19 protein-coding genes are annotated in these 19614 nt (G+C 74.0%); 6 read left to right on the forward strand and 13 right to left on the reverse strand.

The annotated features are described in order from the left end of the window. The first annotated feature begins 219 nt into the window (after window positions 1-219). Window positions 220-1272, forward strand: a complete 1053-nt coding sequence (locus ACIRG6_RS32665; protein ID WP_350715611.1) for a DUF2637 domain-containing protein — start codon at window positions 220-222, stop codon at window positions 1270-1272. Window positions 1273-1343: 71 nt separating this feature from the next. On the opposite strand, the gene ACIRG6_RS32670 is transcribed toward ACIRG6_RS32665, so the two are convergent. The 3 genes from ACIRG6_RS32670 to ACIRG6_RS32680 all read right to left on the reverse strand — a co-directional run bounded on the left by ACIRG6_RS32670 (window position 1344) and on the right by ACIRG6_RS32680 (window position 5609). Beyond that, a complete protein-coding gene (locus tag ACIRG6_RS32670) occupies window positions 1344-1742 on the reverse strand; it encodes an ATP-binding protein (protein WP_381688732.1) in 399 nt (132 codons plus the stop codon). Window positions 1743-1916: 174 nt separating this feature from the next. Further along, window positions 1917-3659: a pyruvate dehydrogenase gene (locus ACIRG6_RS32675; RefSeq protein WP_350715616.1), complete on the reverse strand. Its 1743-nt coding sequence runs from the start codon at window positions 3657-3659 to the stop codon at window positions 1917-1919. A gap of 27 nt (window positions 3660-3686) precedes the next feature. Beyond that, window positions 3687-5609, reverse strand: a complete 1923-nt coding sequence (locus ACIRG6_RS32680) for a protein phosphatase 2C domain-containing protein (RefSeq protein ID WP_403325274.1) — start codon at window positions 5607-5609, stop codon at window positions 3687-3689. A gap of 286 nt (window positions 5610-5895) precedes the next feature. Between ACIRG6_RS32680 and ACIRG6_RS32685 the strand changes: the two genes are divergently transcribed. Further along, window positions 5896-6879, forward strand: coding sequence for a helix-turn-helix domain-containing protein (locus tag ACIRG6_RS32685; protein WP_403325276.1), 984 nt, complete (start codon window positions 5896-5898; stop codon window positions 6877-6879). A 67-nt stretch (window positions 6880-6946) separates the two neighbouring features. Beyond that, window positions 6947-7429: a DUF456 domain-containing protein gene (locus tag ACIRG6_RS32690; RefSeq protein WP_318214961.1), complete on the forward strand. Its 483-nt coding sequence runs from the start codon at window positions 6947-6949 to the stop codon at window positions 7427-7429. Here ACIRG6_RS32690 and ACIRG6_RS32695 read toward each other — a convergent pair. The 6 genes from ACIRG6_RS32695 to ACIRG6_RS32720 form a co-directional block, all read right to left on the reverse strand. Beyond that, window positions 7426-7932: a methylated-DNA--[protein]-cysteine S-methyltransferase gene (locus ACIRG6_RS32695; RefSeq protein ID WP_318214960.1), complete on the reverse strand. Its 507-nt coding sequence runs from the start codon at window positions 7930-7932 to the stop codon at window positions 7426-7428. The two genes, ACIRG6_RS32690 and ACIRG6_RS32695, sit on opposite strands and share 4 nt — an antisense overlap. After that, complete coding sequence (locus tag ACIRG6_RS32700; RefSeq protein WP_364821010.1) at window positions 7929-9401, reverse strand: bifunctional transcriptional activator/DNA repair enzyme AdaA; 1473 nt, start codon at window positions 9399-9401, stop codon at window positions 7929-7931. Before ACIRG6_RS32700 ends, ACIRG6_RS32695 begins: the two co-directional genes overlap by 4 nt. A gap of 17 nt (window positions 9402-9418) precedes the next feature. Beyond that, a complete protein-coding gene (gene rsgA, locus ACIRG6_RS32705) occupies window positions 9419-10528 on the reverse strand; it encodes a ribosome small subunit-dependent GTPase A (RefSeq protein ID WP_364678859.1) in 1110 nt (369 codons plus the stop codon). Between the two features lie 249 nt (window positions 10529-10777). Continuing rightward, window positions 10778-12292 carry a cellulose binding domain-containing protein gene (locus tag ACIRG6_RS32710; RefSeq protein ID WP_364821015.1) on the reverse strand — a complete coding sequence of 505 codons (1515 nt, stop codon included), beginning with the start codon at window positions 12290-12292 and terminating at the stop codon, window positions 10778-10780. 212 nt (window positions 12293-12504) lie between these two features. Then, complete coding sequence (locus tag ACIRG6_RS32715; protein ID WP_364679111.1) at window positions 12505-13791, reverse strand: radical SAM protein; 1287 nt, start codon at window positions 13789-13791, stop codon at window positions 12505-12507. After that, window positions 13700-14461, reverse strand: a complete 762-nt coding sequence (locus tag ACIRG6_RS32720) for a pyridoxamine 5'-phosphate oxidase family protein (protein ID WP_364821067.1) — start codon at window positions 14459-14461, stop codon at window positions 13700-13702. Before ACIRG6_RS32720 ends, ACIRG6_RS32715 begins: the two co-directional genes overlap by 92 nt. Here ACIRG6_RS32720 and ACIRG6_RS32725 point away from each other — a divergent pair. Beyond that, on the forward strand, window positions 14427-15680 hold the full coding sequence (locus ACIRG6_RS32725) for a D-arabinono-1,4-lactone oxidase (protein WP_364678851.1): 1254 nt from the start codon (window positions 14427-14429) through the stop codon (window positions 15678-15680). The two genes, ACIRG6_RS32720 and ACIRG6_RS32725, sit on opposite strands and share 35 nt — an antisense overlap. Window positions 15681-15698: 18 nt before the next feature. Here ACIRG6_RS32725 and ACIRG6_RS32730 read toward each other — a convergent pair whose 3' ends face one another. Then, window positions 15699-16148, reverse strand: coding sequence for a nitroreductase/quinone reductase family protein (locus tag ACIRG6_RS32730; RefSeq protein ID WP_350715634.1), 450 nt, complete (start codon window positions 16146-16148; stop codon window positions 15699-15701). Between the two features lie 168 nt (window positions 16149-16316). On the opposite strand from ACIRG6_RS32730, the gene ACIRG6_RS32735 reads away from it, so the two are divergent. Next, the gene (locus ACIRG6_RS32735; RefSeq protein WP_364678848.1) at window positions 16317-16889 is read left to right on the forward strand and encodes a TetR/AcrR family transcriptional regulator; all 573 of its coding nucleotides are present in this window, start codon (window positions 16317-16319) and stop codon (window positions 16887-16889) included. Window positions 16890-16907: 18 nt separating this feature from the next. On the opposite strand, the gene ACIRG6_RS32740 is transcribed toward ACIRG6_RS32735, so the two are convergent. The 3 genes from ACIRG6_RS32740 to ACIRG6_RS32750 are packed head-to-tail and all read right to left on the reverse strand — an operon-like array spanning window position 16908 to window position 18960. After that, window positions 16908-17711 carry an SAM-dependent methyltransferase gene (locus ACIRG6_RS32740; protein ID WP_350715639.1) on the reverse strand — a complete coding sequence of 268 codons (804 nt, stop codon included), beginning with the start codon at window positions 17709-17711 and terminating at the stop codon, window positions 16908-16910. A gap of 35 nt (window positions 17712-17746) precedes the next feature. Next, window positions 17747-18493, reverse strand: a complete 747-nt coding sequence (locus tag ACIRG6_RS32745; protein WP_318214950.1) for an isocitrate lyase/PEP mutase family protein — start codon at window positions 18491-18493, stop codon at window positions 17747-17749. Then, on the reverse strand, window positions 18490-18960 hold the full coding sequence (locus ACIRG6_RS32750; RefSeq protein ID WP_350715644.1) for a hypothetical protein: 471 nt from the start codon (window positions 18958-18960) through the stop codon (window positions 18490-18492). Before ACIRG6_RS32750 ends, ACIRG6_RS32745 begins: the two co-directional genes overlap by 4 nt. 117 nt (window positions 18961-19077) lie before the next feature. On the opposite strand from ACIRG6_RS32750, the gene ACIRG6_RS32755 reads away from it, so the two are divergent. Next, the gene (locus ACIRG6_RS32755) at window positions 19078-19614 is read left to right on the forward strand and encodes a hypothetical protein (RefSeq protein ID WP_350715646.1); all 537 of its coding nucleotides are present in this window, start codon (window positions 19078-19080) and stop codon (window positions 19612-19614) included.

Here is a 19614-nt window from a genome sequence, read left to right on the forward strand (position 1 = left end):
TCCCCACGCGTCGCGGGAACTTTCCGCGGAACCACCCGTACGGGTATTCTTATTCGAACTCAACTCCCGTCCCTCAAGCGGCAGTTCGAGCAAATCGCCGTCCCCGGGCATCCCCCCGCACTCCCTTGGCGGCCTCTTGCCCCGAAACCCCCTGAGGGCTGCCGGGTTTGGGCCACCATGGCGGGCGTTACGCCCTATCCCAAGGCAAGGGACCCCCAGATGAGATTGACCGACATATCGCTGAACTGGCTGCTTCCGGGCGCCGTACTGCTCCTGGGCATGCTGGCGGCGGTGGCGGTGCTCGCGCGCGGAAAGCGATCCTCGGGGAAGGACGCGGGCGCGGACGACTCGTGGGAGCGTGCCGAGGAGCGCCGCAGGCGCAAGGAAGCCCTCTACGGCACCTTCTCCTACGTGCTGCTCTTCTGCTGTGCCGCGGTCGCCGCGGCCCTCTCCTTCCACGGACTGGTCGGCTTCGGCGAGCAGAACCTCGGCCTGAGCGACGGCTGGCAGTACCTGGTCCCGTTCGGGCTCGACGGTGCGGCGATGTTCTGCTCCGTGCTCGCGGTGCGCGAGGCCAGCCACGGTGACGCGGCGCTCGGTTCCCGGATACTCGTGTGGACCTTCGCGTTCGCGGCCGCCTGGTTCAACTGGGTGCACGCCCCCCGGGGCATCGGCCACGCGGGCGCCCCGCACTTCTTCGCGGGCATGTCCCTGTCGGCCGCGGTGCTGTTCGACCGGGCCCTGAAGCAGACCCGCCGGGCCGCACTGCGCGAGCAGGGCCTGGTGCCGCGTCCGCTGCCGCAGATCCGCATGGTCCGCTGGCTGCGGGCCCCCCGGGAGACCTACCGCGCCTGGTCGCTGATGCTCCTGGAGGGTGTGCGCAGCCTCGACGAGGCGGTCGAGGAGGTGCGCGACGACAAGCGCCAGAAGGAGCAGACCCGCCAGCGCCGTCGCGAGCAGGAACGACTGGAGCGGGCCCAGTTGAAGGCGATCAGCCGGGGCCACGGCGGCCGGGGCTTCCCCGGCCGCGGCGGCCGTCAGGTCGAGGTGGACGTGCAGCAGGTGGAACGCGGTTCGGACCGGGCCGCCGCGGAGCCTGCCATATCCACCCCGGAGCAGCTGCCCGTACGCCAGCTTCCCTCGCTGCAGCCCGTGCGCAGCGGAGCTGACCAGCGCACCGTCGACCTCACCGCGGAGGACGACACCCAGGCCCTGCCGCGCCTGGACTCCCTGGAGCGCAAGCTCAAGGACCTGGAGCAGCAGTTCGGCTAGGACGGCACGGCCGGAACGGCCGGCCCGCACCGCCGGAGGGGCGTGACCCGCGTGTCACGCCCCTCCGGCGTTCACGCGGCCCCGGCACCCAGCTCGAACCAGACCGACTTGCCCACGTCGTGCGACCGCACGCCCCAGGCGTCCGCCAGGGACTGCACCAGGACCAGGCCCCTGCCGTGGGTACTCTCGTCCGGTTCCGGGGCGCGCTGCCGGGGCAGCCGGGCGACGCGGTCCCGTACCTCCACCCGCAGCCCGCGCTCCGAGACCGTGGCGGTCAGCTCGGCGTCGTCGTCGGTGTGGACCAGCGCGTTGGTGACGAGCTCGCTGGTGAGCAGTTCCGCGATCTCCGACCGTTCCGGTCTGCCCCAGTGCCGCAGCAGCTCGCGCAGCGCCCGGCGGGCCTCGGGCACCGCCCGCAGATCCGCCCGGCCCAGTCTGCGCCTGAGCTGTGGCACCGCCTGCCTCTCCATGTCCCCCGTCCGCGTGCCGATGTCGGTTCCCTTCTACTCCTCGAACACGTTCACGGGGGAATCCTTGCCCGATAGGACCCGGGACAGTCATGTCGAATGGTCAACCAACGCCCGTTCGGCCACACGGGCGGTCGAACCGGCCGAATTCCGCCCCGGCCCGGTACGGCGCCGCGGCTACGGCCGCGGCACGTTGCGCAGGTTCGACCGGGCCATCTGGAGCATCCGGCCCACCCCGCCGTCCAGGACGATCTTCGAGGCGGACAGGGCGAAGCCGGTGACCATGTCGGCGCTGATCTTCGGCGGGATGGACAGGGCGTTGGGATCGGTGACGACGTCGACCAGGGCCGGCCCCTTGTGCTTGAAGGCCGCCTTCAGCGCCCCGGCCAGCTCCTTCGGCTTCTCCACCCGCACCCCGAAGGCACCGCAGGCCTCGGCGACGGCGGCGAAGTCGGGGTTGCGGTTGGCCACGCCGTGCGAGGGCAGGCCCGCCACCAGCATCTCCAGCTCGACCATGCCGAGGGAGGAGTTGTTGAACAGGACGACCTTCACCGGCAGGTCCTGCTGGACGAGGGTGAGGAAGTCGCCCATCAGCATGGTGAACCCGCCGTCACCGGACACCGAGACGACCTGCCGGCGCCGGTCGGGGAGCTGGGCGCCGATCGCCATCGGCAGGGCGTTGGCCATCGAACCGTGCGAGAAGGAACCGATGATGCGGCGGCGGCCGTTGGGCGTGATGTAGCGGGCCGCCCAGACGTTGCACATGCCGGTGTCGACGGTGAACACCGCGTCGTCGTCGGCGACTTCGTCCAGCACGGCGGCGACGTACTCGGGATGGATCGGCACGTGCTTGTCGACCTTGCGGGTGTACGCCTTGACGACGCCCTCCAGCGCGTCCGCGTGCTTCTTCAGCATCCGGTCGAGGAAGCGGCGGCTCTTCTTCTCCTGCACCCGGGGGATCAGGCAGCGCAGGGTCTCCTTCGCGTCGCCCCACACGGCGAGGTCCAGCTTGGACCGCCGGCCGAGGTGCTCGGGCCGGACGTCGATCTGGGCGATCCGCACGTCGTCGGGCAGGAAGGCGTTGTACGGGAAGTCGGTGCCGAGCAGGATCAGCAGGTCGCACTCGTGGGTGGCCTCGTAGGCGGCGCCGTAGCCGAGCAGTCCGCTCATGCCGACGTCGTACGGGTTGTCGTACTGGATCCACTCCTTGCCGCGCAGCGCGTGGCCCACCGGCGACTTGATCTTCCCGGCGAACTCCATGACCTCGGCGTGCGCGCCGGCCGTGCCGCTGCCGCAGAACAGGGTGACCTTGTCGGCGTCGTCGATCAGCCGCACCAGCCGGTCGATCTCCTCGTCGCCGGGGCGGACGGTCGGCCGGGAGGTGACCAGGGCGGTCTCGGCGGCCTTCTCCGGGGCGGGCTGTCCGGCGATGTCGCCGGGCAGGGAGACCACGCTGACGCCGGAGCGGCCGATCGCGTGCTGGACGGCGGTGTTGAGCAGCCGGGGCATCTGCTGGGGACTGGAGATCAGCTCGCAGTAGTGACTGCACTCGCGGAACAGCTGTTCGGGGTGGGTCTCCTGGAAGTAGCCGAGGCCGATCTCGCTGGACGGGATCTGCGAGGCGAGGGCGAGGACCGGGGCCATGGAGCGGTGGGCGTCGTACAGCCCGTTGATGAGGTGGAGGTTTCCGGGGCCGCAGGAGCCGGCGCAGGCGGTCAGCTTCCCGGTGATCTGGGCCTCCGCGCCGGCGGCGAAGGCGGCGGTCTCCTCGTGCCGCACGTGCACCCAGTCGATGCCGGAGTGGCGGCGCACCGCGTCCACGATCGGGTTGAGGCTGTCGCCCACGACTCCGTAGAGGCGTTTCACTCCGGCACGGGTGAGGATGTCGACGAACTGTTCCGCGACGTTCTGTTTGGCCATGGGTCCATGGAGGCACAGCGCGCGGCGTCACGCCTCCCAAACGGCGGCGGCCGTACGGTCGTCGGCGTAGCCCTTGACCCGGACGCCGCTGTCGGCGAGGAACCCGGCGAGGCCGGGTGGCCCGGCGCCGGCCCATCGCCGCGCGAGGAGTTCGCCCAGCTCGCGCTCGCCGAGCAACGGCTCGGCCAGGCCCGCGCTGCACATCAGCAGCACGTCACCCGGGCGGGCTACGGAGGCGCGGAAGCGGAACGGCTCGTGGGACGGCTCGTCGGGCGGTCCGGCGTACGGGCCGGGCGGCGTGGTGATGCCCAGGTCCATGGTGAGCCGGTCGTCCTCGGGCGTCTCGCTCGGCGGTGAGCCGAAGCCGACGACGGGTTCGCCGGTGACGTCGCCGGAGCGCGGTTCGATGTCCTGCCAGGCACCGTCCCGCAGCCGGAACAGTCCGCCCGCGCCGACGCCGAAGAACACACGCGTGCGGCACTCGGGGGCGGCGGGCAGGAGCAGGCAGCGCAGGGTGGCCGTGTACTCGTGCGGGGCGAGGCCCTGTTCGGCGGCTTCGGCCCGGAGCCGGCCGAGGCTGCGGTCGGTGAGACGGTGCAGGCCGGACTTGAGGTCGCCGCGGCGGGCGGCCCGCAGGTCCTCCGCGAGGCGGGCGTGGCTGCGGCCCACGGCCCGGCCGATCCACCGGCAGACCTGGGCGGCGGCACGGTGCGTCCCGGCCGTCCCGCGGGCGCCGGTCGCCATCGCCACCAGGACCAGGGCCTGGTCCCCCGCGCCGAACCGGGCGACGAGCAGGGCGTCGCGGCGCGGGTCGCCCCGGTAGCGCGCGGAGTCGCCCCGCACGGAGACGGCGCGCAGCGTGCAGGCCCCGTACCGGGCGCCCTCCAGCACGGTGTCCGCGACCAGACCGTCCAGCGCGTCGGGGTCGGCGGGCGGCAGGGCGGTCGGCTCGGCGTCGTAGGTGGGCGGTCGAGAACCGACGTAGTCAGGACCGGGAGCGGGCGCGTCGGCGACGGGCCGGGTGCCGTCGGCGACGTCGTCGCGGGGCGGCGGTGACTGCGGTTGCGGCTGCGGCGGCAGCGAGGGGAGGAACGGCGGTGGAGGGGGCGGCAGGGCGGAGGCGACAGCCGGAGGCGGGGGCGGCGGTGGAGGCGAGGCGGAGGGCGGGGGCGTGGGTGGGGCCGGATCGGGGGGTATCGGCCGGGCGGGCGGTTCCGTGCGGGCCCGCTGCCCGGTCCCGGCGGTCCGCCGCGTCCCGCCGGGCGGGAAGGTCACCGGCCCGGTGGGCGCACCGGACGGCGGCTCCCAGGGGGCACGCGGCAGGCGCGCCCCGGATCGTCCGGGGACCTGCGCCTCCGGCGAGGCCGGTACGCCGGACGGGTCCTGCCCATCCGGCGGGGCCGGTGAGCCCTGCGCCGTCAGCGGGTCCTTCGCGTCCCAGGGGCCCTGCGCGTCCGGTGAGCTCTCCGAGGGGCCCTGCGCCTCCCACGGTCCTGGTGGACGCTGAGGCGCTCGCGGCTTCCGCACGTCCCACGGGGTCTGCGTGTCCGACCCGCCGTCGGGCCGGATCTCCGCGTCGGGCGGGTCTTGCGGCGTTCGCGCGGAGCGGGGTCCCTCGACGGGAGGGGACGCCGTACCGCCGCCGTCCGCCCCGGCCGGCCGGGGCACGTCGCCGGTGCGCGGGCCGGGGACGCCCCGTTGCTCGCGGTGGCCGCGTTGTCCCGGGAAGGCCGACGGCTCGGGCGTCGCCCACCAGGGAGGCCCCTCGTCGGGTGGCGGCTTGCCGTCCGGGGCCTCGTCCGGGCCGCCCACCGTCCCCGCCGCCGACGCGAACCGGTCGTCCAGGGAATCGGGCGCGGCCGTGGGGCCGGTGTCGCCGGTGGAGTCGTCGTACAGCTGCCCCCACCAGTCGTCCTCGGGACCGGTGGGCCTTCCCCCCTGCTGGCTCATGTTCCTGATTGTCCACCGCGGGGGCCGGATGAAAACGGGGCATCCGGAAAATCCGCCGGGCCGTCGGGCATCCGGACGGCGTCTCGGGTGACGGGGTCGAACGGTGGTGCGAGTGGGGTGGCCGGGCGGCCCCACCCCCCACGGGAGGGCCGCCCGGCGACGCCACCTTGGCAGAGTGACCGGCGGTACGGCGATGATGTTCCGAGGCGGGTTTGTGCCGTGGCTGTTTTCCGCCACGCGCGGGCACCGCGGAATGCTGGCGATCTTCGGGGAGGGACGGCGCCTGATGCTGGGAGTGCTGGGGCTGGAGGAGACACACGAGTCGGCCTACCGGGCGCTGGTGTCCGTGGGGGCGGCCGACGTGTCCGATCTGGCGCGGAGGCTGGCGCTCGGCGAGCAGGACACGGAGCGTGCGCTGCGGCGGCTGGAACAGAACGGTCTGGCGGCCCAGTCGTCGGCCCGGCCCGGCCGCTGGGTCGCCGCGCCGCCGGGCGTGGCGCTGGGCGCTTTGCTCACCCAGCAGCGGCACGAGCTGGAGAAGGCGGAGCTGGCGGCGGCGCTGCTGGCCGAGGAGTACCGGGCGGCGGCGGGCGAACCCGCGGTGCACGACCTGGTGGAGGTGGTGATCGGCGCGGCGGCGGTGGCGCGCCGCTTCCTGCAGCTCCAGCTCGGCGCCGCCGAGGAGGTGTGCGCGCTGGTCACCGGCAACCCGGTCGCCGTCACCGGCATGGAGAACGACGCGGAGGAGCAGGCCGCCGAACGCGGGGTCCGCTACCGGGTGGTGGTCGAGCGGTCGGTGCTGGACCTGCCGACCGGCATCACCGAGCTGACCGCCGCGCTGGGCCGTGACGAGCAGGTGCGGGTGGTGGACCGGGTGCCGACCAAGCTGGTGATCGCCGACCGGACGCTCGCCCTGGTGCCGCTCACCGCGCACTCCGCGGAGCCGGCCGCGCTGGTCGTGCACGCCAGCGGGCTGCTGGAGCTGTTGTCGGGCCTGTTCGACACGGTGTGGCGGGATGCGCTGCCGCTGCGGCTCGGAGCGTCGGGTGTGACGGAGCAGGGTCCGGACGGGCCCGACGGCACCGATCTGGAAATACTCTCGCTCCTGCTGGCCGGCCTGACGGACGCGAGCGTCGCCAAGCAGCTCGACCTGGGTCTGCGGACGGTGCAGCGCCGGGTCAAGCGGCTGATGGAGCTGACCGGGGTGACGACCCGGCTTCAGCTTGGCTGGCACACCTACGAACGGGGCTGGGTGTCCCGGGCCGGCTGACGAACCCGGTGAAGAGCCCTCCCCGCGGAGATCTGCGGACCGCGCGGGCGTCCTGCACCCTGGACAGATGGGAGCGTGGGACCTCCTGCTGTCCGGCCTGGTCATCCTGCTCGGGCTGTGCGGCGTGCTGCTGCCGGGCATGCCGGGGTCGTGGCTGGTGTGGGCCGGGGTCGCGTGGTGGTCGCTGAAGGATCCGCAGCCCGTCTCGTGGTTCGTCCTGGTGGGATCGACGGCCGTGCTGCTCGTGTCCCGGGCGGTGCGCTGGACGCTGCCGCCCCGGTCGCCGCGCTCGGACGAGGTCACCCACCGCATGGCGGCGTACGCGGGCGCCGGGGCGTTCCTCGGCTTCGTGCTGATCCCGGTGGTCGGGGCGGTCCCGGGCTTCATGGGCGGCATCTACCTGGCCGAACGGCTGCGTCTCGGCCGGCACGGCGAGGCGATGGCGTCCCTGCGGACCGCGATGCGCTCGGGCGGCGCGAGCGTCCTGACGGAGCTGTTCGCCTGCCTGCTGGTGACCGCGGCGTGGCTCGGGGCGGTGCTGGCCGGCTAGAGCCGGACGCCCTCCAGGGTGAGCAGCCGCGTCTTGCGTTCCAGGCCGCCCGCGTAGCCGGTCAGGGAGCCGTCGGACCCGATCACGCGGTGGCAGGGGCGCAGGATCAGCAGCGGGTTGGCGCCGATCGCGCCGCCGACGGCGCGTACCGCGGGGCGGGAGGCTCCGATGCGCGCGGCGATCTCGCCGTACGTCGTGGTCGCCCCGTAGGGCACGGCGTCCAGGGCGGCCCACACGCGCTCCCGGAAGGGGGTGCCCTCGGCGCGCAGCGGCAGCCGGAACTCCGACAGCTCCCCGGCGAAGTAGGCGGCGAGCTGCGCCTCGGCCTCCCGGAACGGTCCGGGGTCGTGCCGCCAGCCGTCCTGGACGCTGCGGCCGCCCTTCTGCCCGGGCACGGACAGGGAGGTGAGCGCCCCGTCCGGGCCGGCGGTGAGGAGGAGCGTGCCGACGGGGCTGTCGAGCTCGCTCCAGTAGGTCACGGAGGCGGTGGTCGTGATGGTCATCGGTGCTGCTCCCACTCTCCTGCTGCGCGCAGGTGGTTCAAAGCGTACGAGCGCCAGGGGCGCCAGGTGTCGGGCACGGCGGGGCCGGGCGGGGCGACGTCGGGGTCGCCGAGGGCACGGGTGCGGATGACGGCGGCCGTACGGGCGTCCAGGCCGGGCAGGGCGAGCAGCGCGCGCTCGGCGTCGTCCCGGTCGGCGCCGGGGTCCAGGCGCAGGGCGCCGTCGGCGAGGGCGGCGGCGAGGGCACCGGCGGTGCCGTGGGGCTCGGACCCGGCGAGGACGGCCGGTTCGGGGAAGAGGTGGGTCAGGGTGCCGCAGGGCGCGTCGAGTGCCTTGCCGTACCTCTGGACGAGCCGCTCGGCCTCCGCCCGCCCCACGAGGGCGCGTACGGCGAGCTCGTCGGGGTCGGCGGTGCCCGGTGACCGCAGCCCTGGGCGGGCGGCGACCAGCGGGGCGAGCCGGGGGTCGGCGCCGAGCCGCTCGTCGACGGCGTACGGGTCGGCGTCGAGGTCGAACAGGCGTCGCAGCCGCTGTACGGAGGTGGTCAGGTCGCGCAGGTCGGTGAGGTGCAGGCGGGCGTCGAGCCAGCCGCCGCTGCCGGTCCTCGGCCGGCCCGGCCGTTCCTCGACGGCGACGATCCCGGTGCCGTACGGCAGGCGCAGGGTGCGCCGGTAGACGCGGCGGCCGGGCGGGCCGCTCACCTCCTCGATGCCGGCGACCGCCTCCCGCTGGAGCAGGTCGAAGACGGGTCCGGCCCGGTAGGGGCCGCGGTGGGCGAGCCGCAGGGGGATGCCGGCGGCCGGGGTGGCCGCCCGCCGGGAGACCCGGTCGCGGGCCGGGGCGGCGGCCCGGACGGCGCTCGGGGTGGCCGCGTACACGGCCTTGATCGTGTCGTTGAACTGCCGGACGCTGGCGAACCCGGACGCGAACGCGATCTCGGTGACCGGCAGGCCGGTGGTCTGGAGCAGGACGCGTGCGGTGTGCGCCCGCTGGGCGCGGGCGAGGGCCACGGGTCCGGCGCCGAGCTCGGCGGTGAGCTGGCGCTGCACCTGGCGGGCGCTGTAGCCGAGCCGGCCGGCGAGTCCGGTGACGCCCTCGCGGTCGACGACGCCGTCGCCGATGAGCCGCATGGCCCGGCCGACGACGTCGGCGCGCACGTTCCAGTCGGCCGAGCCCGGCACGGCGTCCGGGCGGCACCGCCGGCAGGCCCGGAAACCGGAGCCCTGCGCGGCGGCGGCCGTCGCGAAGAAGCGCACGTTGTTCCGCTTCGGCGTGACCGCCGGGCAGCTGGGCCGGCAGTAGATGCCGGTGGTCTCGACGGCGAAGAAGAACACCCCGTCGAACCGGGCGTCCCGGCTGCGGACGGCCTCGTACCTGCTGTCCTCGTGTTCGGCGGTCTCCCTCACGTTCTCGGTCACGCTGTCCAGTCTCCGCCAGGCCGGCGGACCGGGCTGGCGGAAATCGGACATCGAGCTGAGGGTGGCGGTTACCGCACGCGGCCCCGCTTGGCCTCCATCGCCGCCTTCCCGATGGCGCCCCGGCGCTTCCACTCCTTGCGGATCTCGGCGCGCAGCCGGGCGTCGGTCTTGGCGACGATGCGCTGGTTCTCCCGCATCAGCTTGCGGTAGCTCTCCAGCCGCCGCTCGGGCAGCTCGCCGCTGTCCAGGGCGGCGAGGACGGCGCAGCCCGGCTCGCTCTCGTGGGCGCAGTCGTGGAACCGGCACCGCCGCGCCAGCTCCTCGATCTCGGCGAAGACCTGTCCGACGCCGTTGCCGGCGTCCCACAGCCCGACGCCCCGCAGCCCGGGTGTGTCGATCAGCACTCCCCCGCCGGGCAGGGCGAGGAGGTTGCGGGTGGTGGTGGTGTGGCGGCCCTTGCCGTCGACGTCCCGGATGGCCTGGACGTCCATGACGTCCTCGCCGAGCAGTGCGTTGGCGAGGGTGGACTTGCCCGCGCCGGACTGTCCGAGCAGCACCGTCGTGCCGCCGGCGACGACGGCGGCGAGGACGTCGAGTCCCTCGCCGTGCGCGGCGCTGACGGACAGCACCGGCACGCCGGGCGCGGCCGTTTCCACGTCCTGGACGAGGTGGGCCAGGGTCGCCGGATCGGTCACCAGGTCGGCCTTGGTGAGGACGACCACGGGCTGTGCGCCGGACTCCCAGGCGAGCGCGAGGAACCGTTCGATCCGGGCGAGGTCGAGCTCGGCGGCCAGCGACACGGCGACGACGGCGTGGTCGACGTTGGCCGCGAGGATCTGCCCCTCGGACCGCTTGGAGGAGGTGGAGCGCACGAAGGCGGTACGGCGCGGCAGATACGTGCGGACGTAGCGCGGGTTGCCGTCGGGTTCGACGGCGACCCAGTCACCGGTGCAGACGACGCGCAGCGGGTCGTGCGGGGTGACGAACGCGGTGTCGGCGCGCAGCACGCCGTCGGCGGTGGCCACGTCGCACTGGCCGCGGTCGACCCGGACCACGCGGCCGGGCAGCAGCCCTTCGGCGTCGTAGGGGGCGAACGCGTCGGCCCAGTTCTCGTCCCAGCCGTAGGGAGCCAGGGCGCAGTGAGCGGAGGAAGCGGAGGAAGCGGAGAGGGAAGTCAAGGGTGACCCTTCACAGGGCGGCCCCGGCTGCCGCGCGATGCGCGGCGGAAAGGGATGGTGTCAGCCGGCGGCCACGGAGGTGGACGTGATGGTTTCCGGGATGCGGGCAGCGCCCGTCGCAATGACAGCCATCGGTCGACACCTCCTCACGTCTGCTTCCTCGTCCCGCGGCGGTCTCCGCGCGACGTGCCGTCACAGTAGCCGGTCGGCACCGTGACCCGTCAACGGGTTTTCTCCGGCACGTCGGCGTCAGGCCCGGGCGCAGTCCAGGCCGTTGAGCGTGAAGTCGTCCGGCGGGGAGTTCCTGCCGCGCCAGGAGGCGAGGAACCCGAAGGCGAGGCGGCCGTTCGCGGGGACGGCCGCGTTGTAGTCGGCGGCGGTGGCGGTCACCCGGGGGCCGCTCTGTCCGTAGGTCGCGTCCCACATCTGGCCGACCCGCTGGCCGTCGGGGAAGGTCCAGGCGACGTGCCAGGAGTCGAGGGCGGCGGCGGTGGTGACGGTGACGGTGGCCTGGAAGCCGTCGGGCCACTGGTGGACGAGGTCGTAGTGGACGCGGCAGGCGGTCGGCGCGGCCGTGCCGGGGGCCGACGGGGAGGCGTCGTCGGTGGCGCGGGAGGTGGGGGTGGACGTCCCCTGGGGTTCCGGGTCGGGTGTCTTCGGCCCTGCGCTCCCGGGGTCCGAGCCCGGTGTGCTCGCCGTGGGGTCGGTGGAGGGCCGGGGGGTGTCCGACGGCGGCGCCTCGGTCGTGTACGGCGGTGACGGGCGAGGGTCGGCCACCGGCCGGCCGTCGGCGCGTTCGGCGCGCGCCGCGGTGTCCGGGGAGCGGTCGGCGGGCATCAGGGAGGCCCCGAGCGCCAGCAGGGACACCAGGGCGGCCGTGGCCAGGAGGCCGCCCCGGACGGCGCGGGCCCTGGGCGAGCCGTCCCCTGTCCCGTCGGCGCGGTCGTCGCCGTCCGGTCCGGGGCGCCCGGCGCCGAGGCGTGCCTCGGCGGCCCGGCGGCGGCGCTCCAGGTAGGCGAGGCCGCCCCAGCCGATCACCCCGGCGGCGAGGGCCGCGGGCAGTCCGGCGCCGTGCGGGCGCAGACAGGCGGCTGCCCCGGCGCAGTCGGCGCAGGTCGCGAGGTGGCGGGAGAGGTCGTCGGGCATGTCGGCGGCGGGCTGCCGGGTCACGGCGTCCAGCATCCGGGCGTAGCCGCGGCACTCCGGGTCCAGGGGCGCGTCGAGGTGGCCGCGCCGGCAGCGGTCGCGGAACAGGTCGCGCGCCTGGGCGAGTTCGTCGGAGGCGGTGGCCGGGTCGAGGCCGAGCCGGCGGGCCACCACGGGCAGCGGCAGCGCCTCCACGTCGGCGAGCCACAGCAGTTCGGCGTCCGCGGCCCGCATGTCCTTCAGGCCGCGCAGTGCGAGGGGGCGCCGCGGCGGCGGCCCGCTGTACCGGGCGGCCTGTCCGGAGCCCAGCCACAGCCGCAGGTCGGGGTCGAGTTCGTGTCCCCGCCCGTCGTCCGCCCAGGCCGCCGCGGTGGTGCGTACGGCGGTCAGGAGAAGCGGGATGCGGGGCAGCCGGGAGGGGCTGCGGGCGGTGCCGGGGGCCGTGGCGGCGTCGGCGGCGCGGACCTCGCGCATGCCGTGGGTGAACGCCTCGGCGGCCAGCCGGCCGGCCGCCTCGGATCCGGCGGTGCACAGGTCGGCGTAGGAGAGCACCGTGTCCCAGCACTCGGCGAACAGGGCGGCCTCGAGGGCGCCCTGGGGGCTCGGCAGGTCGGGCATCGGACTCCTGCATCCACGGGCGAGGCCAACTCGCGGTATTGGAGACGGAGTTGGGGACGGGCCTCACGGCAGGCGCAGAGCTTCGCATGCCTGCGGCACACCTGACAAGCGCCGTGTTCACGGCCCGCGGGTCCGGTGCGCGGACCGCGGCCCGGCCCCGCGGGAGTCGTACGGGAGCCGGGCCGGAGTGTCTCACCTCGTGAGGCGTGGGCTCACGCCTCGACGCGCTCGTCCGCCGGCAGGCTGTCCATGAAGGAGCTGACGGAGAAGACCGCGTTGCCGGCCCCGGGCGGGCCGTAGCCGGGGGGCGAGGACAGGCCGAAGTCCTCCATCGTCTGCCGGTAGGCCTGGAGCAGCCGGATGTGGTACTCCAGCGGCGCGCCCTGCGGGTTGGCCTTGCCGAGCGGGGTGGTGGGCTCGGGGCACCAGGTGGTGAAGCGGGGCGTGATGCCGTGCGACATGAAGAAGCGCAGGCCCTCGGTGGTGGACGCGATGGCCTCGTCGACCGTCTTGAAGCCGAAGGGCTCGGCCATCTCGACGCCCGCGACGAAGTTCGGGATGACGTTGCGCGCGCCGAAGACGTCGGCGGAGTCGAGGATGCGCCTGTGCCACTCGTCGCGGCCGACGTAGCGCTCCTTGCCGGGGCAGTACATCTTGAACAGGTACTCGTCCCACACCTCGAAGTTGGGGTGGTAGATCTGCACGCCGTAGTCCTTGAAGCGCTGGACGTCCGGCTTGGGCAGGGCCTGGGCGACGACCTTGCCGATCCAGCGGCCGGGGAAGTGGTCCTCGATGGCCTTGGCGTACCGCCCGTAGAAGTCGGCCTCGTCCAGGCCCTGGACCTTCGACGTGATCGCGCCGCCGGTGAGCGTGTACGCGGTGGAGATCTTGGCGGTGTCGTACTTGTTGATGATCTCCAGCGCTTCGAGGACCTCGTCGACGTCCTTCACGCCGGTGTACGGGCGCCCGGCCGCCTTGTGCTGGCGCCAGTTGTGGTTGATGTCGCAGTACTGGCACTCCTCCTTGGCGCCGAAGTACTGGCAGACGCGGAACGCGGTCAGGTAGATCAGGTAGCCCCACTGGATGGTCGGGGCCACCTCCATGACCGACTTCCCGTTGGAGAGCTTGTGCCGGTAGTACTCGGGCATGGGCGGCACGCCGACGTCGGCGATCCGCTTGCCGTCGAGGTAGAGGCCGAGGACACCGTCGTCGTTCGCGGCGACCCGGTAGGGCGAGGCCGGGTTCACGCGCACCGAGACCACGGTGCGGCGCAGGTCGTAGGGGCCGCCGGTGAGGATGATCTCCTCGGGCGGGCGGCGCAGCGCGGCCTCGCCCAGTTCGGGCAGGGTGCCGTGGTCGAAGGAGAAGATGAAGTACGACTTCGGCTTGACCTCGCCGTCCTCGTTGTCACTCAGCGCGGAGGGGTCGAAGGCCACGCCGCCCCGCAGGAGGTCCTCCTTGAAGACGGCCTCGCGCGGCACGTGCGGGAACCGCTCCATCAGATCCTCGACCAGCGCGGTACGGCTGTCCATCGACGTGTCTCCTCCCGGTTCGGACGTACGACTCCTCACGGTATGCCCCCGCTCCGGCATCATCCGTGCCGGGTCCCCTTCCGGCGCGCGAGGTGTGCCGGCGGATCGGCGCCCGGCGGCAGCCCGGGGGCGGGGCGGGGGTGCCCCAGGGAGCGGTCAGCGGCAGCGTTCCGGCCCAGGGGCCGAGCGCGGCGCCGGGCCCGTCGCCGTCGTCGGGGTCGCCGGTGCGGATCTCGACGGAGGCCTGTGTCCAGGGAGAGGGCACGCGGGGTGGTGGCGGCGGGTTCCCTGCGGTTCGGTGCCGGGCGTACGACCACTGCCCCGGCGTGGCGTGCTCGGTGAGCCGGCGCAGGCCCTCCCGTTTCTCGTCCGGGTCGGTGACCTCGCGGGCCTCACCGTGGAGCACGGCGCTGCGGTGGTTCACCCCGTGCTCGAAGACGGACCGGGCCGCCGGCACCAGTCCGTCCACCTGGGTGACGGTGACGCAGACGGGCACTCCGTCCGCGAGGCGGCGGTGGCGGGTGAGGTCGGTCTCGGGGAGGGTGCGCGGCAGCGGATCGGAGGTCATGACTCCCCTGTCGCGGGAAGGTAGGTTCAACGGCATGACCGACACCGTGACCAACTGGGCCGGGAACATCACCTACACGGCCAAGGAACTGCTCCGGCCGCACTCGACGGCCGCGCTGCGGGCGCTGGTGGCGGACAGCTCCCGGGTGCGGGTGCTGGGCAGCGGGCACTCCTTCAACGAGATCGCCGAGCCCGGTTCCGAGGGCGTTCTGCTGTCCCTGGCCGCGCTGCCGCCCGAGGTGGACGTGGACACGGCGGCCCGTACCGTGCGGGTGGGCGGCGGTGTCCGGTACGCGGAGCTGGCCCGGCTGGTGCACGCGCGGGGGCTGGCGCTGCCGAACATGGCGTCGCTGCCGCACATCTCGGTCGCCGGGTCGGTGGCGACCGGCACGCACGGCTCCGGTGTGGGCAACGGTTCGCTGGCGTCCGTCGTGCGCGAGGTGGAGCTGGTCACCGCCGACGGTTCGACGGTGACCGTCACACGGGGCGAGGAGCGGTTCGGCGGCGCGGTCACCTCCCTCGGCGCCCTCGGTGTCGTGACCGCCCTCACCCTCGACCTGGAGCCGGCGTACGAGGTCGAGCAGCACGTCTTCACCGAGCTGCCGCTGGCCGGACTGGACACGGCGGCGTTCGAGACGGTGATGTCCGCGGCCTACAGCGTGAGCCTGTTCACCGACTGGCGGGAGCCCGGCTTCCGCCAGGTGTGGCTCAAGCGGCGCACCGACCGGCCGCTGCCCGACTTCCCCTACGCCGCACCGGCCGCCGAGAAGATGCATCCGGTGCCGGGCATGCCGGCCGTCAACTGCACCGAGCAGTTCGGGGTGCCGGGGCCGTGGCACGAGCGGCTGCCGCACTTCCGTGCGGAGTTCGTGCCCAGCAGCGGCGCCGAGCTCCAGTCGGAGTACCTGATGCCGCGCGAGCACGCCCTCGACGCGCTGCGCGCGCTGGACGCGATCCGGGAGACCGTCGCGCCGGTGCTGCAGACCTGCGAGGTGCGCACGGTCGCCGCCGACGAGCAGTGGCTGAGCCCGGCGTACGGGCGGGACACGGTGGCGGCGCACTTCACCTGGGTCGAGGACACCGCGGCGGTGCTGCCGGTGGTGCGGCGGCTGGAGGAGGCGCTGGACGCCTTCGACGCGCGTCCGCACTGGGGAAAGGTGTTCACCACCCCGGCGGCGGTGCTGCGCGAGCGGTATCCGCGGCTCGGCGACTTCGGAGCGCTGGTGAAGTCGCTGGATCCGCAGGGCAAGTTCACCAACGCGTTCGTGCGCGGGGTGCTGGCCGGCTGAGGCGCGCGCGGCGGGCGGTCAGTCCGTCGTGCGGCGGAGCTCCACCAGCGGGATGACGCGATCGGTCCCCTCCTGGTGCTGGGCGAAGAACGGCGCCTGTTCGAGCAGCAGCGGCCACAGCCGGTCGTGTTCGGACGCGTCCAGGACGGTGGCGACGGCCGGATAGCTGTCCGGGCCGAGTTCGACGGTGACGTCGGGGTGGGCCACGATGTTGTGGAACCAGTCCGGGTGCCGGGGCGCCCCCATGTTGGACGCGACGACCGTCACACGGTCGCCGTCGAGCCGCCAGAAGCCCATCGGGGTGGTGCGCCGCGTGCCGCTGCGGGCCCCGGTGTGGGTCAGCAGGAGCATCCGGTCGGCGTGCATCATCTCGCCGATCCTGCCGCTGCCCCGCTGCGCGCGGAACTGCTCGGCGACCTGGCGGTTGAGCTCGTTGCGCTGCTCGGTGCTCATCGTCGACGGGTCCATGGCAGCCAATCTGCCACAGCCGCCGCGCCTTCGCAGGACGTCCGGCGCACGGACGGTGCGGGGCCGGTCCGTGCGGACGGCCGGACCCGGGGGCGCGGACCTGCGCCTGTCCTAGGATGCGGGCGGAACATTCCGCGATGCGGGCGCACCCGCCGGAGAGGTGGACCCATGCCCCGAGCCGGCCTCACGACCGAGCGCGTCGTCGCGGCCGCCGCCGACCTCGCCGACGAGGCGGGGTTCGAGAGCGTCACCGTCTCCGCGCTGGCCCGGCGCCTGGGGGTGAAGGACGCGAGCCTGTACACGCACGTCCGCGGCCTGCACGACCTGCGCGTGCGGATGGCGCTGCTGGCGGGCGGCGAGCTGATCGAGGAGATCGCGGCGGCGGTCGCCGGGCGGGCCGGCAAGGAGGCGCTGGCCGCCTTCGCGGGCGCCTACCGGGCCTACGCACTCAGCCATCCCGGCCGGTACGCCGCGACCCAGATCCGTGTCGACCCCTCGCTCGCCGCCGGCTCCCCCGCGCTGCGCCGCACCGCGGAGATCACCTACGGGATGCTGCGCGCGTACGGCCTCGGCGAGCCCGACCTCACCGATGCCGTACGCCTGCTGCGCAGCACGTTCCACGGCTACTGCGCCCTGGAGGCCGCCGGGGCCTTCGGTGCCCCGCGGGACGTCCAGGCGTCGTGGGACAGGGCCGTGGACGCGCTGCACGTCGCGCTGGAGCACTGGCCGGCCGGCGACTGACCCGCGCTCGCCGTCCGCTCAGGCCTTGCGCGCGACCCCGCAGACGGCAACCTCCGCCGTGGGCTCCGCGGAGGCGGTGGCGTCCGGGCGCCAGGCGGCGGACGCCACCACGCCGGGTTCGACGAGGTCGAGGCCGGTGAAGTAGGCCGCGATCTCCTGCGGGGACCGGAGGTGGTAGGTGTTGGCCGACTGCGCGTTGTAGGTCTCGACGGCCGTGTTGAGGGCGGCGTTGCTGTTCGTGCCGTCGCTCAGCGCGAGGTAGCTGCCCGGGGGCAGTGCCGACACCAGCCGGGCGACCAGCTCGGCGGGCCGGTCATCGTCGGAGACCTGGCCCACGATGCCGAGCATGGTCAGGGCGACCGGCCGGTCGAAGTCCAGGGTCTTGGCGGCCTCGGCGAGGATCCGGTCGGGGTCGCGCACATCGGCGTCGATGTAGGCGCAGGCCCCCTCGTCGCTGCTGGTGAGCAGCGCCTCCGCGTGCGTCAGGACGAGGGGGTCGTTGTCGACGTAGACGATCCGGCTCTCCGGCGCGATGCGCTGGGCCAGCTCGTGCGTGTTGTCCGCGGTGGGCAGGCCGGTGCCGATGTCGAGGAACTGGCGGATGCCGGCCTCCTCGACCAGGAAGCGCACGGCGCGCGCCAGGAACTTCCTTTGCAGGCGCGCGACGGCCGCGAACTCCGGGAACGTCGACAGGATGACGTCGCCGACCTGGCTGTCGACGGGGTAGTTGTCCTTGCCGCCCAGCAAGTAGTTCCAGACACGGGCGGAGTGCGGGCGATCGGTCTGCAGCCTGGCCCTGACTTCATCACGCGGGTGATCCATGGGGACAGCTTCACACAGAGCGACGTTCCAGGGGGTCAACTACCCAGCTTTTGCACGTCGTCGTAGCTCGGCACCGTTCCGCCGGGAGCGCGCCCGGACCGGATCTCGGCCACGGCCTCCAGGGCGGCGCCCAGCGCGCGCCGGTACAGCAGCGAACCCAGACTCACCCGGCGTACACCGAGGTCGGTGAGGTGCGGCAGGGCGGGCCCCGCCGGCGTGTAGAGGACGTTGAGGGGGACGTCGAGGTCCCGGACCAGGGCGGCGATGGTGCGCGGGTCGCTCACGCCGGGCACGAAGACGCCGTGGGCGCCCGCCTCCCGGTAGGCGTCGAGGCGCCGTGACGTTCCCTCGCCGTCACCGAGCCAGTACGTGTCGGTACGGGCGTTGACGAAGAGGCCGGGGGCCGCCGACCTCACCGCGGCGATCTTCGCCGCGTGCCGGTCGACGGGGCCGAGGCCGTCCTCCAGGTTGATGCCGACGGCGCCGACGGCCGCCAGCTGCCGGGCGAACTCACCGACCTCGTCGGGATCGTCGCTGAAGCCGCCCTCCACGTCGACGGAGAGGAGGAACGGCTCCGAGCCCAGGGCGAGGGCCAGCCGGAACGTCTCCTCGCGGGTCGCCGCCGCCCCGTCGGGCAGCCCGCCCGCCGCCGCGACACCCAGGCTGGTCGTGCCGATCGCCGCGAAACCCCGGCCGGCGAGGAGGAGGGCGGAGGCGTGGTCCCAGGCGCACGGCAGCAGCAGGGGGTCGCCCTCGCGGTGCAGGCCGGCGAAGGCGGTCACGACAGGTCCCCCACGGCGTCGGCGTAGTACGCGGACTCCGCGACGTGCAGGGCGAGTTCGCGGAAGCTCCAGCCCTCGCCCGGCGACCGGTCGAGCTGCTCGCCGGTGAGCGCGCCGAGGCGGTTGGCCCAGATCCGGGCGAGCCGGGTGAGGCGGCTGCGGGCCTCTTCGAGGTCCTCCCGGGTGAACGGCGCGCGGTCCGCGTCCGTCGTGATCGCCGAGGCGTGCCAGTGGTCGGGCTGCGGCCGCTCCCCCGCCAACCGCGCCTCCAGCTCGGCGAGATGGTCGATCAGGTGGTCGGCGACGCGCCGGACGGCCTTGTGCGGGGTGTAGACCCGGTCATCGACGTGGGCGGGTTCCCCGTCCCAGCCGGTCCAGGTGGCGGCCAGGGCGAGGACGTGGTCGACCATGCCGGTGACGGCGTCGGCGGGCGTGACGGTCGCGGTGGCGGTGTTCGTGTCGCTCATGTCCCCGACGCTACGGTCCCGTTGTTTCGGCCCCCGCCGAAGTGTCCCGGCCCTTCGGGCGGGTATCCGGAGGGCCACCCCGAGTCATCGGCTACTTCGACCGGCCGGAAGGTGGACATGGCAAGCATCGAGCGACGGGACGGCCGCCCCGAGCGGCGGTGGCAGGACAAGTTATGGGTGATGGGCCTGATGGTCCTGGTCATCGGGCTCGTGACCCGCATGGCCCTGAACGGGGCCTCGGGATGGCTGCCGGCCCTTGTGAGCGCCGCGCTGACGAGCTGTTACGTCGTGTGGCTGGTACGCCGGCGCCGCAACCGCGACGCCCGCGCCACCGGTACCGATCCCGACGACGTACCCGTCATGGAGCGGCAGATCCTCAAGGGCGCGCCGCCGCCCGAGGAGCCCGCGCGACGGCGGGCGCTGGCGGCGCTGGTCGACTCCCGGCAGCAGCGGCTGCGGCGCCACCGCTGGTGGGCGCTCCCCCTCCTCGCCGTGATCTTCTTCGGCACCGCGGCCCTGTGGTTCGCCTCCGGGGCGGTGGTCGCGGGCGGCTGGATGCTGGCGGCCGCGGTCGTCTCCATGGCGTGGATGGTCTGGTGGCACTTCCACTACGACCGCCGCCTCACGCAGATGCGCCGCCGCCTGCAGGGCTGA

The organism is Streptomyces flaveolus (assembly GCF_044765825.1).
Lineage (GTDB): Bacteria > Actinomycetota > Actinomycetes > Streptomycetales > Streptomycetaceae > Streptomyces > Streptomyces flaveolus.

Bases quoted from the DNA above. Each gene is read 5' to 3' on its own strand.
- ACIRG6_RS32740 (WP_350715639.1), bottom strand. From the start codon at position 17,711: ATGGATCACCCGCGTGATGAAGTCAGGGCCAGGCTGCAGACCGATCGC.
- ACIRG6_RS32690 (WP_318214961.1), top strand. From the start codon at position 6,947: ATGGGAGCGTGGGACCTCCTGCTGTCCGGCCTGGTCATCCTGCTCGGG.
- ACIRG6_RS32735 (WP_364678848.1), top strand. From the start codon at position 16,317: ATGCCCCGAGCCGGCCTCACGACCGAGCGCGTCGTCGCGGCCGCCGCC.
- ACIRG6_RS32715 (WP_364679111.1), bottom strand. From the start codon at position 13,791: ATGGAGCGGTTCCCGCACGTGCCGCGCGAGGCCGTCTTCAAGGAGGAC.
- ACIRG6_RS32720 (WP_364821067.1), bottom strand. From the start codon at position 14,461: ATGTTCCCGGCCCAGTTGGTCACGGTGTCGGTCATGCCGTTGAACCTA.
- ACIRG6_RS32695 (WP_318214960.1), bottom strand. From the start codon at position 7,932: ATGACCATCACGACCACCGCCTCCGTGACCTACTGGAGCGAGCTCGAC.
- ACIRG6_RS32685 (WP_403325276.1), top strand. From the start codon at position 5,896: ATGCTGGGAGTGCTGGGGCTGGAGGAGACACACGAGTCGGCCTACCGG.
- ACIRG6_RS32730 (WP_350715634.1), bottom strand. From the start codon at position 16,148: ATGGACCCGTCGACGATGAGCACCGAGCAGCGCAACGAGCTCAACCGC.
- ACIRG6_RS32665 (WP_350715611.1), top strand. From the start codon at position 220: ATGAGATTGACCGACATATCGCTGAACTGGCTGCTTCCGGGCGCCGTA.
- ACIRG6_RS32725 (WP_364678851.1), top strand. From the start codon at position 14,427: ATGACCGACACCGTGACCAACTGGGCCGGGAACATCACCTACACGGCC.
- ACIRG6_RS32670 (WP_381688732.1), bottom strand. From the start codon at position 1,742: ATGGAGAGGCAGGCGGTGCCACAGCTCAGGCGCAGACTGGGCCGGGCG.
- ACIRG6_RS32680 (WP_403325274.1), bottom strand. From the start codon at position 5,609: ATGAGCCAGCAGGGGGGAAGGCCCACCGGTCCCGAGGACGACTGGTGG.
- ACIRG6_RS32675 (WP_350715616.1), bottom strand. From the start codon at position 3,659: ATGGCCAAACAGAACGTCGCGGAACAGTTCGTCGACATCCTCACCCGT.
- ACIRG6_RS32750 (WP_350715644.1), bottom strand. From the start codon at position 18,960: ATGAGCGACACGAACACCGCCACCGCGACCGTCACGCCCGCCGACGCC.
- ACIRG6_RS32700 (WP_364821010.1), bottom strand. From the start codon at position 9,401: ATGTCCGATTTCCGCCAGCCCGGTCCGCCGGCCTGGCGGAGACTGGAC.
- ACIRG6_RS32755 (WP_350715646.1), top strand. From the start codon at position 19,078: ATGGCAAGCATCGAGCGACGGGACGGCCGCCCCGAGCGGCGGTGGCAG.
- ACIRG6_RS32710 (WP_364821015.1), bottom strand. From the start codon at position 12,292: ATGCCCGACCTGCCGAGCCCCCAGGGCGCCCTCGAGGCCGCCCTGTTC.